General features: G+C 60.9%; 14 protein-coding genes. 5 read left to right on the forward strand and 9 right to left on the reverse strand.

From position 1 onward, the window contains the following. Nucleotides 1-12: 12 nt before the first annotated feature. Nucleotides 13-459 carry a PA2169 family four-helix-bundle protein gene (locus tag HY30_RS12735; RefSeq protein ID WP_034741120.1) on the forward strand — a complete coding sequence of 149 codons (447 nt, stop codon included), beginning with the start codon at nt 13-15 and terminating at the stop codon, nt 457-459. 162 nt (nt 460-621) lie between these two features. Then, on the forward strand, nt 622-3,828 hold the full coding sequence (locus tag HY30_RS12740; RefSeq protein ID WP_034741123.1) for an ATP-binding protein: 3,207 nt from the start codon (nt 622-624) through the stop codon (nt 3,826-3,828). A gap of 13 nt (nt 3,829-3,841) precedes the next feature. Here the strand turns inward: HY30_RS12740 and HY30_RS12745 are convergent, their stop codons facing one another. The 4 genes from HY30_RS12745 to ccrA all read right to left on the reverse strand — a co-directional run bounded on the left by HY30_RS12745 (nt 3,842) and on the right by ccrA (nt 9,387). Next, entirely contained in the window at nt 3,842-4,111 is a 270-nt protein-coding gene (locus HY30_RS12745; protein ID WP_034741128.1) for a hypothetical protein, read from the reverse strand. 61 nt (nt 4,112-4,172) lie between these two features. Continuing rightward, the gene (locus HY30_RS12750; protein WP_034741131.1) at nt 4,173-5,459 is read right to left on the reverse strand and encodes an aminotransferase class V-fold PLP-dependent enzyme; all 1,287 of its coding nucleotides are present in this window, start codon (nt 5,457-5,459) and stop codon (nt 4,173-4,175) included. 129 nt (nt 5,460-5,588) lie between these two features. Continuing rightward, a complete protein-coding gene (locus HY30_RS12755) occupies nt 5,589-7,973 on the reverse strand; it encodes a membrane-bound PQQ-dependent dehydrogenase, glucose/quinate/shikimate family (protein WP_034741135.1) in 2,385 nt (794 codons plus the stop codon). Between the two features lie 157 nt (nt 7,974-8,130). Beyond that, nucleotides 8,131-9,387 carry a crotonyl-CoA carboxylase/reductase gene (gene ccrA, locus HY30_RS12760; protein ID WP_034741139.1) on the reverse strand — a complete coding sequence of 419 codons (1,257 nt, stop codon included), beginning with the start codon at nt 9,385-9,387 and terminating at the stop codon, nt 8,131-8,133. A 221-nt stretch (nt 9,388-9,608) separates the two neighbouring features. Here ccrA and HY30_RS12765 point away from each other — a divergent pair, with 221 nt between their 5' ends. Beyond that, nucleotides 9,609-10,436, forward strand: coding sequence for an aminotransferase class IV (locus tag HY30_RS12765; RefSeq protein ID WP_241765716.1), 828 nt, complete (start codon nt 9,609-9,611; stop codon nt 10,434-10,436). On the opposite strand, the gene HY30_RS12770 is transcribed toward HY30_RS12765, so the two are convergent. Together HY30_RS12770 and HY30_RS12775 are read right to left on the reverse strand one after the other, a co-directional pair. After that, a complete protein-coding gene (locus HY30_RS12770) occupies nt 10,385-10,693 on the reverse strand; it encodes a SemiSWEET family sugar transporter (RefSeq protein ID WP_051615451.1) in 309 nt (102 codons plus the stop codon). The genes HY30_RS12765 and HY30_RS12770 overlap by 52 nt on opposite strands. A 49-nt stretch (nt 10,694-10,742) precedes the next feature. Continuing rightward, entirely contained in the window at nt 10,743-11,174 is a 432-nt protein-coding gene (locus tag HY30_RS12775; RefSeq protein ID WP_162176945.1) for a hypothetical protein, read from the reverse strand. 248 nt (nt 11,175-11,422) lie between these two features. Here HY30_RS12775 and HY30_RS12780 point away from each other — a divergent pair, with 248 nt between their 5' ends. Beyond that, nucleotides 11,423-13,453, forward strand: coding sequence for a protein meaA (locus tag HY30_RS12780; protein ID WP_081812246.1), 2,031 nt, complete (start codon nt 11,423-11,425; stop codon nt 13,451-13,453). A gap of 8 nt (nt 13,454-13,461) precedes the next feature. Here the strand turns inward: HY30_RS12780 and HY30_RS12785 are convergent, their stop codons facing one another. Together HY30_RS12785 and HY30_RS12790 are read right to left on the reverse strand one after the other, a co-directional pair. Next, nucleotides 13,462-13,941 carry a hypothetical protein gene (locus tag HY30_RS12785; protein ID WP_034741146.1) on the reverse strand — a complete coding sequence of 160 codons (480 nt, stop codon included), beginning with the start codon at nt 13,939-13,941 and terminating at the stop codon, nt 13,462-13,464. A gap of 21 nt (nt 13,942-13,962) precedes the next feature. Continuing rightward, nucleotides 13,963-14,424, reverse strand: a complete 462-nt coding sequence (locus HY30_RS12790; RefSeq protein WP_034741149.1) for a hypothetical protein — start codon at nt 14,422-14,424, stop codon at nt 13,963-13,965. A 180-nt stretch (nt 14,425-14,604) separates the two neighbouring features. On the opposite strand from HY30_RS12790, the gene rimK reads away from it, so the two are divergent. Then, nucleotides 14,605-16,023, forward strand: coding sequence for a 30S ribosomal protein S6--L-glutamate ligase (rimK, locus tag HY30_RS12795; protein WP_034741152.1), 1,419 nt, complete (start codon nt 14,605-14,607; stop codon nt 16,021-16,023). Here rimK and HY30_RS12800 read toward each other — a convergent pair. Further along, nucleotides 16,010-17,278, reverse strand: coding sequence for a multidrug effflux MFS transporter (locus HY30_RS12800; protein ID WP_081812227.1), 1,269 nt, complete (start codon nt 17,276-17,278; stop codon nt 16,010-16,012). The genes rimK and HY30_RS12800 overlap by 14 nt on opposite strands. Nucleotides 17,279-17,371 lie beyond the last annotated feature (93 nt).

Genomic DNA, 17,371 nt, shown 5'->3' on the forward strand with positions numbered 1-17,371 from the left:
AGGACTTCCGATATGACAGATACAACCAACAAGACCGATATTGACGCCCTGAACGACATCACGAAAGTGCTGATCGATAGCCGCAAAGGCTATGAGAAATGTGCAGAGATTGCCGATGAGAGCTTTGGCCTTCGCTCGCAGTTCCAGCAGCGCGCAAAGGACCGGGAGATGCTGATCAGCCGTTTCCAGGCCCAGGTGCGCACATTTGGCGGTGAGCCGCAGACGGATGGCGGGGCCCTTGGCGCCCTTCATCGCGGCTTCACGCAGTTCGCGTCGGTGTTCAAGGATGACAAGAAGGCTGCCCTTGAAGCGGTGGACGATGGTGAAGAGCACCTTGCGAACGCCATCAAGGAGCGTCTCGACAAACCCGAGCTGCAGTCCGGCTCGCGGGCGCTGCTGCAGGAAGCCTATTCAAGTGCCCGTTCGGGTGAAGCATTCGCTGACAGCCTGACTTCATAAGGCATCTCAGCCTTCGAAAATGCGAAAAACCGGTCCTTTCAGGGCCGGCTTTTTGTTTTGGGGCAGGGGATGTGATCCGAAAGTGGTCGAAACGGCGTAAGATATTCTAAATAATATACGCAATATGTTACCTCTACCATGAAGAGCCAACGACAGCGGCTGATGCCGAACCTTACCATCAATCATGATGCCGGATTGGATAGTCGCCTACCGCGTATCCCCGATCTGGTGGCGAACGTATTTGTGCTTCACCCCGCTCTGGCCGTCATGGCCTTTTTCCTGACGGCGGGAGCAATATTCTTCACACGCGGCACCGGAGACATTGCAGCCGTATGGCCCGTGAATGCCGTGCTGCTGATTACGCTGCTCAAGTCGCGCCGCATACATTGGCCGTCACTGTTCCTCTGGTTCGGTCTGGGCGAATTCTCGGCCCACCTGCTGGTCGGCGGTATGGGGGCAGATGCGCTCCTCGTCCTGCTCGGCCATAGTATGGAAGTTCTGATCGCCGCCCTGATTGTCGGCCGGCATCCAGCCTCCGGACTGATCTCCACGGCGCGTATCGCCCGGCTCTTCATGGGCGGGCTATTGGGGTGCCTGGCTTCAACGGCAATCATGATGGCGGCCTGGAGCGCGCTGAGCCCACAGGACTTGCTGATCCACGGCGCACTGTGGTTTTTCGCCGACTTTCTCGGCTTGCTCCTTTTCGCGCCGCTGGTGTCGGCGCTCGCTTCGAGGGAATCCACCAAGGGTGAACGGATTGACTGGATGTCGGCCTTTCAGATGGGGCTGGTTGTTGCCGTAACGATCGCCGTGTTTGCGCAGTCGAAATATCCGCTGCTGTTCTTTGTGCCGCCTATCCTTGTGCCGATCACCTTGCGCCATGGCGTGCGGGGCGCCGCGGTCGCCCTGATTGTCGTTTCCCTGATAGCGATCCCGTTCACCTATATGGGTAGCGGGCCGACAACGCTGACGAAGGGCGACGTCGTCGTACACATGCTGATTCTGCAGTCTTTCATGGCGGCAAATTCCTTCATGGCACTCGCCCTCGGCGCGTCTGTTGCCGAGCGGCGGCGGCTGACCGAACAGCTGCGCAATTCCAAGCGGCGGATCATCCAGCGTTCCGGTCAGGAGAAAGTGCTGCTGGCGAAGGCGGAACTGGCCGAGCAGATTTCACAGGTCGGTCACTGGACGCTGAGGCCAGGGACGGGTGAAGTCTACTGGTCGCCTGAAGTCTATCGCATTCATGGCGTCGATCCCGAGACTTTCGACCCCATGCTGGATGCGGCCGTGGGTTTCTATCATGGCGAAGACGAGGCGCGCGTATCGGAGATGCTTGCGCGTCATATGGCCTCTGGCGAGGACTGGGACTTTGAAGCATCGCTGGAGCGGCGTTCCGATGGCGCCATCCGGCGCGTCAGGTCCATTGCCAAGTGCCACAAGGGACCGGATGGCAGCGTCGAGAGCATCTTCGGGGTGTTCAAGGACATTACGCGCGAACACGAACTCTATGAGAAGATTGCACAGCAGGAGGAGCAATACAGGCTGCTCGCTGAACATTCGACCGATATCGTCCTGAAATTCGGCCTGGATGGCATCATCAGTTATGCCTCTCCGTCCGCTGCCAAAATCGTGCCACCTGACGAGGCGGTCGGCCGGTCGGCGATGGACTTTGTCGTACCGGAAGACCAGGAGTTCGTGCGCACTATCACACGGGCGCTGGTTACCGATGGCGAGCCGGACCGGTCTGTCGTGCGCGAGCACAGGGCCCCGCTGGCCGACGGCAGCATCGTGTGGTTGGAAGGCAGCCCGCAGCTAATCCGCGATAGGGATGGCAATCCGGTCGAGATCGTCTCCACCTACCGCGACGTAACCGATCGGCATGAACGCGAAAAAATGCTCGCCGAAGCCCGGCGGGAAGCTGAAACTGCAACCATTGCCCGCACTGAATTCCTGTCGAACATGAGCCATGAGATCCGGACACCGCTGAACGGTGTGTTGGGCTTTACAGATATTCTCAAATCGACCCCGCTGAGCGACGAGCAGCTGTCGCATGTGCAGCGCATCTCGTCTGCCGGGCGCACGCTTCTCGAAATCGTCAATGATATTCTGGACTTCTCCAAGATTGATGCGGGACGACTTGATGTCGAGAAGCGACCCTACGACTTGCGCACCGTGGTCACGGACGTGGTCAAACTGATCTCTGCCGCGCGGCCAAACCCGAATGTGACTATCACTCATCAGATTGCAGCCGATATCGCAGCGAACGTCGTTGGCGATGAGACACGCACACGCCAGATCCTCACGAATCTTGTCGGCAACGCCGCCAAGTTCACGGAGGCTGGCCATGTGATGGTGGATGTGCGCCTGCGGGGCGGCAAGATGTGCATCATCGTAGCCGATACAGGCGCAGGCATTCCCGCGGACAAGCTGGAACATGTTTTTACTGGCTTTTCGCAGGTTGACTCCTCAATCAGCCGCCGTTTCGGCGGTAGCGGGCTCGGCCTTTCGATCAGCCGCTCGCTGGCGGAATTGATGGATGGCGACCTTCAACTGACCAGCACCGAAGGGGAGGGCACGAATGCCATCCTGACCTTGCCCTATATCCCGGACAGGCGGACAGGTCGCACCGAAGGCGGTGCACTGAAGGAAGACAGGCGCGCGCCTCAGGCCTCACGGATCATGGTGGTCGATGATGTGGAGATGAACCGGGCCTTGCTCGAAATCGGTCTCCAGCAATCCGGCCATGAGGTTACGACCTTTGCTTCGGCGCCGGATGCCATATTGGCGCTTATGGAGGGCCGCATGTTCGACATCATCCTCATGGATGTGCAAATGCCGGACATGGATGGCCTGACGGCGACCCGTCGGATACGCGAACTGCCAGGTCCTGTGGGCCGCACGCCGATTGTCGCGCTGACGGCGAACGTACTGGCGGGTCAGGCTGAAGAGTGCCGCGAAGCCGGCATGGATGCCCACTTTCCAAAACCCGTCGATATCGTGCGACTGAACGGCCTGATTGACCGCCTGTTGCGTAAAAAACGGAAGGAAGCCGCAAGTCAGGTTGCGGATGCCGAAATGAAGATCGCCAAGCTGAAAGATGAATGCCGCAAGGATATTCTGGAGCTGCCAGGGCAACTCGGCGCGCTGCTGAAAATCACCTCACCTGCCGAACGCGCAAAAGCGGTGGCGGCACTGGCACATTCGGTTGCCGGCACGTCGGGCAGTCTCGGTTTCAGCCAGGTTTCAGATGCCGCTTTCCGGCTTGAGGCAATGGCAAAGGCCATTCTGGAAGGAAGCTCAGAACCCGCCAAACTGAAAGACGCGGTCGAGGATTTCGTCAGCGTTGCTGCGGAAACAGAAGCGGCCTGATCGACAGGGCAGGTCAGTCCTTGCTGTCATCATCCGCTTGGTCAGGGTCAACGCCTTCTGCATCGGACGTCGGATCGGTGTAGGAAGCCACAATGGGCGCTGCGCCAAGAATGATGTCGTCATTGCCCCTGAAGTGATCGGTTGGCTCATCCCGCTCAGGCGCATGCGGGCCTTCGCCAGGCAGCATCTGCATCCGGCGGTGGCGTGCAGCGGTTTCGATCTGCTCTGCCTCTTCGGGCGAGGTGCGGGGACGGGCTTCGGCGTCGAGTGTCTTGCGGGTCATGGATGATCTCCTCTTCGCCAATCAACGGATTGTGGTGAGGAGAGTTCCGCGCGGCGGTGTGTCAGACTGTCTGCAGGATCGTCTTGAGGGCCGCCACGAGCTTCAGGCTGTCCTGCGGCGTGTTGTAGAGGCTGGGTGTTACGCGGACGCAGCAGCCCTTGGCCACGCCGGTGCGGTGGACGGTGAAGATGCCATGATCGTCGAGCAGAGTTTTGACGAGGGCGAGATTGTCTTCAAGGCTGGTGCGGCCCTTGATGCGGATCGACGTGATGCCGGCATGCATGCGCGGATCATCTGGCGTCAGAATTTCAAGGCGCGGGTCACTGCGCATCTCGGCAACCCAGAGATTGCGGAGATAGGCAAAGCGCGCCGCCTTATTGGCAGGACCGACCATTTCGTGAAAGTCGATTGCATCCGGCACAGAGAGGGAAGCGGCGAAATTTGTCGTGCCCGTATGGACGCGGTTGAAGATGGTGCCGATGCCTTCAGGGCGTTCGGATATGTTGGGTGCAATCGATTCAAGCCGGCCCTTGCGAATGTACATGATGCCGACGCCGAGCGGCGCGCCGATCCATTTGTGCATGTTGAAGCCGACAAAGTCCGCACCGAGATCATCTACGGTAAAGTCCAGCTGGCCCCATGAGTGGGCGGCATCGACGATACAGTCGACGCCCTGTTCGCGGGCCATGGCGACGATTTCCCTGATGGGCATGACGAGGCCCGTGCGGTGGCTGACATGCGTTAGCAGCAGGAGGCGGACCTGCGGATTGGCGGCCAGCGCATCCGCATAGAAGACGACAAGTTCGTCATGGGTGACAGGTTCCGGAATGGCAAGGCGCACAACGGAGCAGGCATTGCGTTCGGCCAGCGTATCCATCGCGGTCAGCATGGAATCATAGTCGAGATCGGCATACATGACCGCATCTCCCGGCTTAAGTCCGCGATAGCCCCCGATCAGGCCTTGCAGCGCCTCGGTGGCACCGCGCGTGAGCACGATTTCGTCCGTGCTGGCGCCAAGCAGGCTTGCGACACGGGCATGAATAGGCACCATGTCAGCATTGTACTTGCGGCGGGCATAGAAGGAGTTTTCGCGGTTCACGCGCTCGGTGTTGCGGATATAGGCGTCGAGTACAGGACGGGACATCAGGCCCCAATAGGCGTTCTCGAGATTGGTGACTTCATCCGTGACGTCATATTGCGCCGCGATGCGCGACCAGTAGGCTTCGTCATCAGGGGCGATGCCCCCGGATACAGAAGACGGCGGCGTGCCTGTCGCGCAGGCGGAGAGGGGAAGGGCGGAGGCCGCCGTGAGGGCGCCCTTCATGGCCAGCCGTCGTGTCATGTCCATCGTCTTGCCTCTCGCCTCAACTGCTGCCGGCAAAAGACCTTATCTCGATGGGACGTGTCAAAGGTTTCCCCGCTGCTGACAGGGAAACCTTCTGGGGTGCGTGTAATTGGGGCGGCGGTCCCCTTATGCCTACTGCAGGCTGCTTTCGGGCAGGGCCCAGGCGATGACCTGGTCACCCACGGGCGTTTTCATGAAGTGGTGCCCGCCCGTCATCAGGACGAGATATTGGCGGCCGCCGGACATGTAGGTCATCGGCGTAGCCTGACCGCCCGCCGGCAGCGTGTCGTGCCAGACTGTCTTGCCGGTGCGTGTGTCGATGGCGCGGATAAGGCCGTCAGTGGTTGCGGCGACAAAGACAAGGTTACCCGCCGTGGCCAGAGGGCCGCCATTGTTGGGCGTGCCGATAGTGAGCGGCAGCATGGACGGGATCCCGAACGGGCCATTATTACGCGCCGTACCGAGATCGCGGTCCCACAGGGTCTTGCCGGTCGCCATGTCGATGGCGCGCATGCCGCCATAGGGAGGCTGCTTGCAGAGGAGGCCCGTGAAGGGCATGCGCCAGCCAGCATTCACATTGATGGCATAGGGCGCGCCAGCCTGCGGGTCGCCAGCGCCTTCAGCGCCATGGGTCACTTTACCGTCGGGCGTTTCACCGCGCGGTTTCCAGCCGAGCTTGTCTGCCTCGGCGCGAGGCACAAGGCGATTGTAATTGGGCATGTCGTTATAGTTGGCGAAGATCACGCCGTGGACGGGGTCGACCGCGACGCTGCCCCAGTCTGAACCGCCATTATAGCCCGGATATTCGATCCAGTGCGTGTCGGTGGTCGGCGGCGTGTACATGCCCTTATACGAGGCTTTGCGGAACGCGATCCGGCAGATCATCTGGTCGATCGGCGACATGCCCCACATGTCCTTTTCCTTCAACTCCGCCTTGGCGAGGGTGTGGAAGGTGGAATGGGGCTGGGTTGGGCTGCGCTGTTCAGGCTCGACGCCGCCAGTCGGGGCGGGGCGTTCCTCGACACCGCTGAGCACTGCGCCGGTCTTGCGATCCAGGATATAGATATCGCCCTGCTTGCCGGGCAGAAGGATGGCAGGGATCGTCTGGCCGTTCTTTTTGTAGTCGACGAGGCTTGGCTGTGAGCCAAGGTCATAGTCCCAGACATCCTTGTGGACAGCCTGGAAGTGCCAGGCGGGTTTGCCGGTGTGCACGTCTATGGCGACGAGGGATGTGGCGAATTCGTTTTCGAGGTCGGTGCGATCGCCGCTCCAATAGTCGACGGCGGCGCTGCCGAGGGGCAGGTAGACCAGGCCAAGCGCATCATCGCCCGCTGCGGTGGTCCACATGTTGGGCGTACCGCGGGTGAAGGTTTCGCCTTCGGGCGGGAGTTTGGTGATGTCGGGGCGCGTCATGTCCCAGGACCACAGCATCTCGCCGGTGACGGCATCAAAACCATGGATGACACCCGATGGGGCATCGAGTTTCTGGCCATCCAGCACCTGCTGGCCGGTAACGATCACACCGTCCACAATGGTCGGTGCGGCGGTCATGGAGACCATGCCGGGCACGATATCGCCCATGCCGGTCTTGATGCTGGCCGAGCCGTTGTCACCGAAGTCCTGGCAGGGGCGGCCGGTTTCGGCATCGACGGCCACAAGGCGTCCGTCAAGCGTGCCTTCGATGATGCGCGTATGACATTCGGCGGCGGTGGCGTCGGGCGATTCGTAATAGGTCACGCCGCGACAGGCGGCTGTGTAGGGGATCCATGACTTGTCGACGCCGGGGTCGTAGCGCCAGATCTGCTCGCCCGTTTCAGGATCAAGCGCCATCATGATGTTTGTGGCCGAGCAGAGATAGAGCCGGTTGCCGACTTTCAACGGTGTGGTTTCGGCGCCGTAGGAATTGTCTTTCATGTCATCAGGCAGGTCGCCTGTATGGCTGAGCCAAACGCGTTCAAGCTTGTCGACATCATCGGCGTTGATCTGCGTGAGCGTGGAATAGCGTTGGCTTTGGACGCCGCCATAGGATTCCCAGTTGCTGCGGTCAGCCACTTGTCCGCTCGCTTGCGGCATCGGCGCAGCATGAATGGCACTGCTGGAATTGTAGAGGAGCGTGCCGCCAATGACGGATGCGACCAGAACCGCCGCCATGCTGATACCGGCTTTCCTCCAGCCGAAATCCGCCGGACGGAGGAGGGGCAGCAGCGCCAGGGCGATCATCAGCAAGATCAGGGGGCAGACGAAGCGGGGCACCCAGGCCCAGAAATTACCGCCCGCCTCGAAGGCTGACCAGATCAGCGTCAGCGCGAACAGGCCGACATAGATCCAGACGCCGAGGGCCATGCGCCGCGCGACAAGAATGCCGGACGCGACAAGCGCCAGACCTGCAATCAGATAGTACCATGACCCGCCAAGGGTCACGAGTCGAAGGCCGCCGATCGCGAGTACAATGCCGAGCAGCGCGAACAAGGTGCCTGCGGCAATGAGAATGATGCGTGTTCGGGATGAGTCGGCCATGACTGCGCCTTTCAGGTCTACCGAGAGGCGCCACCCGCCTCCTTTAAAGAAGGCGAACGGGTAAATTGGTCTACGGTTCCGTATTATGGGCAGTGGTCAAAAAAGATGACCACTGCCCATTTTTCCCGGCGTATTTAGCGGCAGCCTTTTGAGGGGCCTACATCTGCCCTGAGACTTCTAGCACGTCTTCGACGGTCCGCAGGCCCGGCTTGGGGCTGGTCACGAGGACGGCCATGTTGCCGGGGAGGTGCTTGTTGTCGAGCATCTTGTCATGGGCGGCCGGAATGTCTGCCCAGGAGAAGACTTCCGACATGCCGGGGTCGATGCGCCGGTTGATGACGAGATCATTCGCTGCGGAAGCCTGTTTCAGGTGGGCAAAGTGGCTGCCCTGTACGCGCTTCTGGCGCATCCAGAGGAAGCGAGCATCCATGGTTAGGTTGAAGCCGGTCGTCCCGGCACAGATGACCACCATGCCGCCGCGCTTCACGCAGAAGACCGAGACGGGGAAGGTGCTTTCGCCCGGATGTTCGAACACGATGTCGACATCCTTCTTGTCCGTGAACTGCCAGATCGCTTTCCCGAACTTGCGCGACTCTTTCATATAGTCGGCAAATTCCGGGCCGTTGACGGTGGGCAGCTGGCCCCAGCAATTGAAGTCCTTGCGGTTGAGCACGCCCTTGGCGCCGAGGCTGAGCACGTGTTCCTTCTTGTCATCGCTGGAAACGACGCCAATCGCGTTCGCGCCGGTGACGGCACACAGCTGCACGCCGAAACTGCCAAGGCCACCCGAGGCGCCCCAGACGAGCACGTTGTCAGCCGGCTTCACGATGTGCGGGCGGTGGCCGAACAGCATGCGATAGGCCGTGGCGAGCGTCAGCATGTAGCAGGCGCTCTCTTCCCAGGTCAGGTGTTTCGGACGCGGCATGCACTGGCGGGCCTGAACGCGGCAGAACTGCGCGAACGAACCGTCCGGCGTTTCATAGCCCCAGATGCGCTGGCTGGGCGAGAACATCGGGTCGCCGCCATTGCACTCTTCGTCGTCACCATCATCCTGGTTGCAGTGGATCACGACTTCATCGCCGGGCTTCACACGGGTCACCTTGCGGCCCACGGCCCAGACGATGCCTGCGGCATCGGAGCCGGCAATGTGGTAGGGCTGCTTGTGGATGTCGAAGGGCGAAATCGGCTCGCCTAGACCGGCCCAGATGCCATTATAGTTCACGCCGGCAGCCATCACGAGGACGAGCACTTCGTCGGAATCGATTTCCGGTACCGGAACCTGCTCAAGCTGCATCGCGGACGACGGGCGCCCATGGCGCTCACGCCGGATGGCCCATGCATGCATGAGTTTCGGCACATGGAACTCCGGCGGAATCTCGCCCAGTTCGTAAATGTCTTTCTGTTGTCTGCCCATAATTGAAATACCAATCCTCCAGAATCACGTCAGGGAGCATCGTGCGCACGATTATTGCGTGTCTTCACAAAGCCCCCGGGTCGCGGCACCTTGGCTTTTGGCCAGCAAGGATGCAAGGATTTTGTTGCGCCGCACAATATCGCAATCCCAACAGCGTGACAAAAATGACAATATGCCAGACTGCCTACCTCAACGGCGCCTTCTGTTCTGCAGCAGATGCTATGGTTTCGCCCTTTGATCGCGGGTTCCTGTTTGCCCATGCCGCCTATGAGGTAACGGCCGTTTATGGCGGCCGCCTCGTCGATTTCGAGGGCCATATGTCGCGTCTTGATCGCACATTGACGGGAATTGCCCTGCCGAACCCGCTTGGCGCCGAAGGCTGGGCCAAGGTGCATCGCGATCTCATTGAGTTCAACAACCTGACCGAAGGGCTGATCTATCTTCAGGTCACCGGCGGCGCCTATGGCATGCGTGACTTTGCCGGGCCTGAGGAATTCGAGCCGACCGTTTTCCTCTATGCCGACACCAAGCAGCTGATCGGCGAAACGGCGCGCGATGGGGTAAGAGCGATCTTCCTGGACGACATGCGCTGGAAGCGGCGTGACATGAAGACGACGCAGCTGCTGTCGCAGGCGTTGGCCTATCGCGCCGCCCGGGAGGCGGGGGCGGACACGGCTTTCATGGTCGAGGACGGGCAGGTAACCGAGGCCGCGTCGGCCAATGCCTGGATTGTCGATGAGGCGGGTCAGTTGATCACGCGGGAACTCTCATCCTCGATCCTGTCTGGCATCACGCGGGCCGGTGTGCTGGCCCTGCTGGAAGGGTCCGGCCTGACCCTCGTTGAGCGATCCTTCACGCCCGAGGAGGCTCTGGCGGCGGTTGAGGCGTTCACGACGTCTGCAGGCGCGATGATTGCGCCCGTGATCGCCATTGATGGCCAGCCGATTGGCAATGGCAAGCCGGGGCCGGTGACGCGCCAGCTCCAGCGGCTCTATTATCAGGCGATGGGGGCCGATGTCGCGGCTGTTGCCCCTTGGGCGATGGGCTGAGGCGGGGCAAAAACGGCCTTTGCCTTCAGAATGAGGATCGTGCTGGCAAGGCAGAATGTCACGAAATTGGCGGCGATGATTGATGGGCTGGCCAGCATTATGCCATAGGCCAGCCAGACGGCAACGCCGAGCGTGAACATGGCGTACATGATAAGGGATATTCCCTCTGTCTGGCGCGTCCGCAGGATTTTGACGGCTTGGGGCACAAATGAGGCTGTCGTCAGGATTGCAGCCAAAAATCCAATATATTCAGCCACTTCATGTGTCCTCTGTCAGCGTCTGAGAGACTTGTACATCAACCCGGGCCTAGCGGCGAGTAGCGGGATCGGTATCGTCTTCAGCGTCGTGGAACTCACCCTCGATAATGTCACCCCCGGCCAGGTCGCTCCCCGGATTGGCATTACGGAACGATGTGTTCAGTGTGCTCATCACGGTGCTGACCTCTGTTGTCGCAATGCGGGCACTGATCGCATTGGCCGCAAGGGCAAAGCCCGTCACGCCGATCAAAATTGCTGCATCTTCGAGGCCGAAGCCGCGCGCCAGGGAGGTGTCGCGGAAAAGCGCCAGGAAGCCGAGGAAGATAATGAAGAGGCCGGCGAGGCCGCCAAGGCGCACGGCGAAGCCGGGCAGTAGCGCTGTCATGGCAATGGGGGCCGGGTTTCCTGTCAGGCGGGCGAGACGCAGGCGCTCAACGAGGTTCACGCCCATCATGGCGGCTGCGAGCAGGACGATCATCAAGGCGCTGCGCTCCATCAGCGCCACAAGCAATACGCCGAAAGGGAAGGCGAGCAGGGTGGCAAGGCGAAGGCCAAGGGCGGTCTGGAGCGGGGAGGTGGACTGGGTCAGGGCGTTTCCGGGTCGGTTCGAGGTACGTCAAAGGGTATTCGCGGGTCTGTCGCGGGTGGTGTAGTGTCCCGGATGTGGCCACGCAAATGCGTCAGCACAAGGGCGTGTCGTGCCGCTTGCACTCCGGCGCGCCGCGCGGCATGTTGCGCCGCAACAATACAAAGGGGAGCCCCGGCATGGCCGATACACAGAGACCGATCCAGCACGCGCCTGACAGGCCATGGATTTTCCGCACCTATGCGGGCCATTCAACGGCGCAGAAATCGAACGAACTCTACCGGGGCAACCTGGCCAAGGGGCAGACCGGCCTCTCCATCGCTTTCGACCTGCCAACGCAGACCGCCTATGACGCCGACCATATCCTGGCCAAGGGCGAAGTCGGCAAGGTGGGTGTGCCGGTCAAGCATATGGGCGACATGGCGCAACTGTTCGACCAGCTGCCGCTGGAAGAGATGAACACGTCCATGACGATCAATGCGCCAGCCGCGTGGATGCTGGCCATGTATGTGGCGCTGGCCGATGAGCGCGGCGACGACCGGGCCAAGCTGCGCGGCACCACGCAGAATGACATCGTGAAGGAATACCTGTCGCGCGGCACCTATGTGTTCCCGCCGGAACCGTCGATGCGGCTGATCGCGGACATGGTGAGCTGGTGCTATACAGAAGTTCCAAAATGGAACCCCATGAATGTGTGCTCCTACCACCTGCAGGAGGCCGGTGCGACGCCGGAACAGGAGCTGGCCTATGCGCTGGCGACCGCGATTGCCGTGCTCGACAAGGTGAAGGCTGGGGGGCAGGTTCCGGAATCAGACTTTGAAACCGTTTTTGGACGTATTTCCTTCTTCGTGAATGCGGGAGTGCGTTTCGTTACGGAACTTTGCAAGATGCGCGCATTCGTCGATCTCTGGGAAGAGATCGGCCGCGAGCGCTATGGCGTGACTGACCCGAAAGCGCTGCTCTTCCGCTATGGTGTGCAGGTGAACTCGCTGGGCCTCACCGAGCCGCAGCCGGAAAACAATGTCTACCGCATCCTGATCGAGGCGCTGGCCGTGACCCTGTCGAAGCGCGCCCGCTGCCGCGCGCTGCAACTGCCGGCCTGGAACGAGGCCATGGGCCTGCCGCGCCCATGGGACCAGCAGTGGAGCCTGCGCCTGCAGCAGATCCTGGCCTATGAAACGGACCTCCTGGAATTCGAGGACATCTTCGACGGTAGCCATGTAATTGAAGGCAAGACCGAAGAGCTGAAAGAGAAGGCCCGAGCGACGCTGGCCGAAATCGATGCGCTCGGCGGGGCCACCAATGCGATCACGCACATGAAGGAGAGCCTGGTCGGCGCGCATATCGACCGGATCAAGGCCATCGAGAATGGTTCGCTCAGCGTGGTCGGCGTCAACAAGTACACGTCCACCGAAGAAAGCCCGCTCGGCGTCGGTGACGGTTCCATCCAGACGGTCGATCCGATGGAAGAGGCCATGCAGGTGCGCGACCTCGCCAACTGGCGCGCGACCCGTGACGTGAAGAAAGTGAACGCGGCGCTGGACGAGCTGCGCAAGGCCGCTGCCGAAAACCGCAATATCATGGAGCCGTCGATTACGTGCGCCAAAGCGGGCGTGACGACGGGCGAATGGGGCACGGCGATGCGCGAAGTGTTCGGGGAATTCCGTGCACCGACGGGCGTGGCCATGGTTATCAGCAGTGGCGGCGATGAAGAGATCGAAGCGGTGAAGGCAGAGGTCGACCGCGTGTCGGACGCGCTGGGCCGCCGCCTCACCTATGTGCTGGGCAAGCCGGGCCTTGATGGCCACTCGAATGGCGCCGAGCAGATCGCGGCGCGCGGACGGGAAGTGGGCATGGATGTCGTCTATGAGGGCATCCGCTTCACGCCGGCCGAGATTGCCGCACAGGCGAAGGAAGCCAAGGCGCATGTCGTGGGCCTGTCGATCCTTTCCGGCAGCCATCTTGATCTCGTGCGCGAGACGATTGCCGAGATGCGCAAGCAGGGGCTCGAGAACGTGCCGCTGGTCGTCGGTGGCATCATTCCGCCGGAAGATGCCCAGGCGCTGCGCCAGATGGGCGTTGCCCGCATCTACACGCCGAAGGACTTCAAGATCACCGGCATTATGGGCGACGTGGTGAAAGTGGTCGAGAAGGCGTGGCTCGCGACGGCCTGATGTAGCCGTCAGTTGCGCGGTTTAACCTCCGTGCGGATACAGGACATGGTTGCCGTTCGATTTCCTTCTTCACCATAGTCTATGTCACATTGGTAGTGCAGGCTTTCGCTCGCATCAGATGCGGCCTGCCCAGTTTCGAAAATGGAAAGGCCCGCAATCACGATGAAGATAAGCATCGAGACCAGCACGATGGCTGATGACATCGTAATCATCCGTCCGATCCGCGGATACCGTTTGTCATCGTCGCTACAGCCCTTAGCGTAGATATTCGAGGCGAGGCTGGTGACGCGTACACATTGAAGAACAGATACCAAGAGAAGCCCGAGGACAATCATGGCGAGAGTTCTCAGCTTCGGCTGCTCGTCGCCTAGGTACTGGAAGGCGAAAAAGGAGAGGCCAGCGATGAGAAGGCTCGCGGCCGAGATGAGCGAGCGGGCTGTGTTCACCCGTGTGTCTATGGCTTTGGCCGTGTCAGCGGGTATAGGCATCGTCTGTGCGTCCCTGAACCGCTAGGCTATGTCCAAAGGTCTGATCAATATCGGCGGACCTTGATCGAGCGGGCCCTGTCTCGGCAGCGTACCTCCGGTGTTGCCATTGCTGATGCAGTAGCCCCGGTCTTCAAGCCATGGACAGATTACGCCAGCAGCGCGTTGATAATCTCCTGCCTGGAAGGCTTCCACAAAGGTTGGCACTTCAGCGGCGTCATCGACCAAATCCTGATCAAGAAAAGCAAACTGGGCTCGGGCAATGCGTTGCCACCTCTGGTCACTGATCCGACCAAGCCCTCGCAGATTACGCGTGACCAGTTCTGCCACACTCCTGGCGAGCCCCTCGAAACCCTCTGGAGAGGATTTAAAAGTCGTCCTGTAGCGCGGTACGTTATGCTGCTTATCGGCGAAAAAAGCCGACAGGGCAGTTACCCGAACGTATTCGGCGCGTTTAACAGGCGTCAAAAGGAAGGTCTCAGCCAACTTTCCAGTCCCCAAACCGGCTATTCACTTATACGCCAAAATGGTCCGTAAGGCAATTAAAGGTTGAGCCGGTTGTGCGGTATGGCGCGGAACGCCTTAATGCCATGAAACTCTAGACGGTGTAAGGGAAGCCAAGTATGGGCGGCGCATTCGTACAATTCAGTCTGAGCGGGAGCCGGCATGGGACAGTTTGAACTCGGCTGGGAAGAATGGCTGGCGCTGCCGGATCTTGGGCTTCCTGCGATCAAGGCCAAGGTGGACACCGGCGCGAAGACCTCGGCGCTGCACGCCAGCGTGATCGAGCCATTTGGCCCCAGCACAAAACCCCAGGTGCGCTTCCTGATCCAGCCGAACCCGGCAGACCCGAGCCTTGAAATCACCTGCTCGGCGCGCGTGATCGACCGCCGCGAAGTGACCAGTTCGAATGGCGATACCGAGCTGCGCTATGTCATCGAGACCGATGTGCAGATGGGCAAGCGACGCTGGCCGATCCAGCTGACCCTGTCGAACCGCGAAAGCATGACCTATCGCATGCTGTTTGGCCGCGCCGCCATCCAGCCGGACATGATCGTCAATCCGAACGTCTCGTTCAGCCAGCCCGTGCTGGATTTTGCCCGCTATGGCAGCCTGCCCAAGCGTACGCCGGTGAAACGTCCCTTGCGCATTGCGCTGCTGACACGCGAGCCCAACAATTACTCGTCAAAGCGCCTGATGGAGGCGGCGGAGGCCCGCGGCCATGTCATCGAGGCGATTGATACGGCGCGCTGCTATATGCAGATCGGTACGCTGGACCCGGAAGTGCACTATGATGGCAAGGCGCTGGCGCGTTTCGATGCGGTCATCCCGCGCATTGGTGCGTCGATCACAGACTATGGCATGGCCGTGTTGCGCCAGTTCTCAAATACCGGCGCTTTCTGCCTGAACGGGGCAGGGGCCATTGGGCGTTCGCGCGACAAGCTGCTGGCGCACCAGTTGCTGGCCCGCGCCAAGATCGACATGCCGATCACGGCTTTTGCGCACAGCCCGAAGGACACAAAAGACCTGATCTCGCTCGCCGGAGGCGCGCCTGTGGTTGTGAAGCTGCTGTCCTCGACGCAGGGCAAGGGCGTTGTGCTGGCCGAGACACGAAAGGCCGCCGAGAGCCTGGTGGATGCATTCCGCGGCCTGGAGGCAAACTTCCTTGTCCAGGAATTCGTGGCCGAGGCGGCTGGCGCGGATACACGCTGCTTCGTTATCGGCAACAAAGTGGTTGGCGGCATGAAACGTCAGGCCGCCAAGGGCGAGTTTCGCTCGAACCTGCACAGGGGCGGCACGGCGAGCGCCGTGAAGCTGACCCCTGCAGAGCGTGAAGTCGCGCGCGATGCGGCGAAGGTGCTTGGCCTGCGTGTGGCGGGTGTTGACCTGTTGCACACCGAGGATGGCCCGAAAGTGCTGGAGGTGAATTCCTCGCCGGGTCTTCAGGGCATCGAGAGCGCGTCAGGCAAGGACATCGCCGGCATGATAATCGAGCATCTGGAGCGTCAGGTTCGCCCGCTCGCCAAGGTGCGCGAAACCACCGGACGGACCGGACGAACGGGGCGCCGCGTCAACGTGAACTGAACAACTTTCCGCGCTCGGTGATGAGAATGATCACGAGCGATGCGACGCCGAGGCAGACAAAGCCAAGCGTGACCGGGATGGTCGAGCCATTGTACTGGCTGGAAATGGCCATGCCGATGAGGCTCGCCACTGTCGTCGTGGCAAAGCCATAGGCGGCTGAGGCCGTGCCGGCGATTTTGCCCAGTGGTTCCATGGCGAGGGCGCTGAAGTTCGAGCCCATCAGGCCGAAGCAGCCGAAGCAGAGCGCGAAGACGGGGAAGAAAATATAGAGATGGTCGCCAAACACATAGGTCAGCAGTGACAGCAGCCCTGCGCCGATCGTGAAGATGAAGAGTGCTGTCTGGCTGATCCGGCGCATGCCGATCTTCTCGACGATGCGCGAGTTCAGGAAGTTGGCACAGGCGAGCGTGCCTGCAATGCCGGCGAACCAGAGGGCGAAGGTCTCGGTCTGGCCGAAGACCTCGCGGAAGATCTGCTCGGATGAGGCAATGAACGAGAAGAGCGCGCCGAAGATGACGCCCGATGCGCACATGTAGCCGAAGGTGACGCGCGATTTCACGATCTCGCCATAGGCTCCGATTGCGCGGGCGAGATTGAGCTCCATGCGGGCATTTTCCGGCAGTGTTTCCGGCAGTCGCATCCATGTCCACACGAACATGATCACACCGAACAGGGCGAGCACGAGGAAGATCGCCTCCCAGGGGGCGACGAACAGGACGAGCTGGCCGATACCGGGCGCGAGGATCGGCACGACCATGAAGATGGTCATCACCAGCGACATGAAGCGCGCCATCTGGCGTCCTGCGAAGAGGTCGCGCACGATCGACACGGCCACGAGACGCCCGCCTGAGGCGAAGACGCCCTGCGCAAACCGCATGACCAGCAGGGCATGGAAATCCCGCATCACGATGCACGCCAGGGCCGTGATGACATAGCCAATCAGCGCGATGAAGAGCGGGTTGCGACGGCCGAAACGATCGGAAATGGGCCCCCAGATGATCTGCGGCGCACCGAAGCCGAGCACGTAGGAGAAGATGATCATCTGCTGGCGGTTGTCGCTTTCCATGCCGGGCGCGGTGAGGCCGACAGCATGGGCGATCTGGTTGAGGGCGGGCAGCATGATGTCGATGCCGAAGGCGTTCAGCGCCATCAGGCCGGCAATCATCACGACGAGTTCGCTGCGCCCCGGCACCGGACGTTTGGCCCCGGGCAGGATGCCTGTTGGTGGAATGGCGGTGGGTTCTTGGTCGGCCATGGGCCCGCCTTTCCTGTCAGGTGCGGTTTGGGGGGAAGGACCCTATCTGGGCCAAGCCTTGCCGCTTGCCTAGGGGCGAATGCGCGAAAAATG

The sequence above is a fragment of the Hyphomonas chukchiensis genome (assembly GCF_000682695.1).
In the GTDB taxonomy this organism is placed as follows: Bacteria; Pseudomonadota; Alphaproteobacteria; order Caulobacterales; family Hyphomonadaceae; genus Hyphomonas; species Hyphomonas chukchiensis.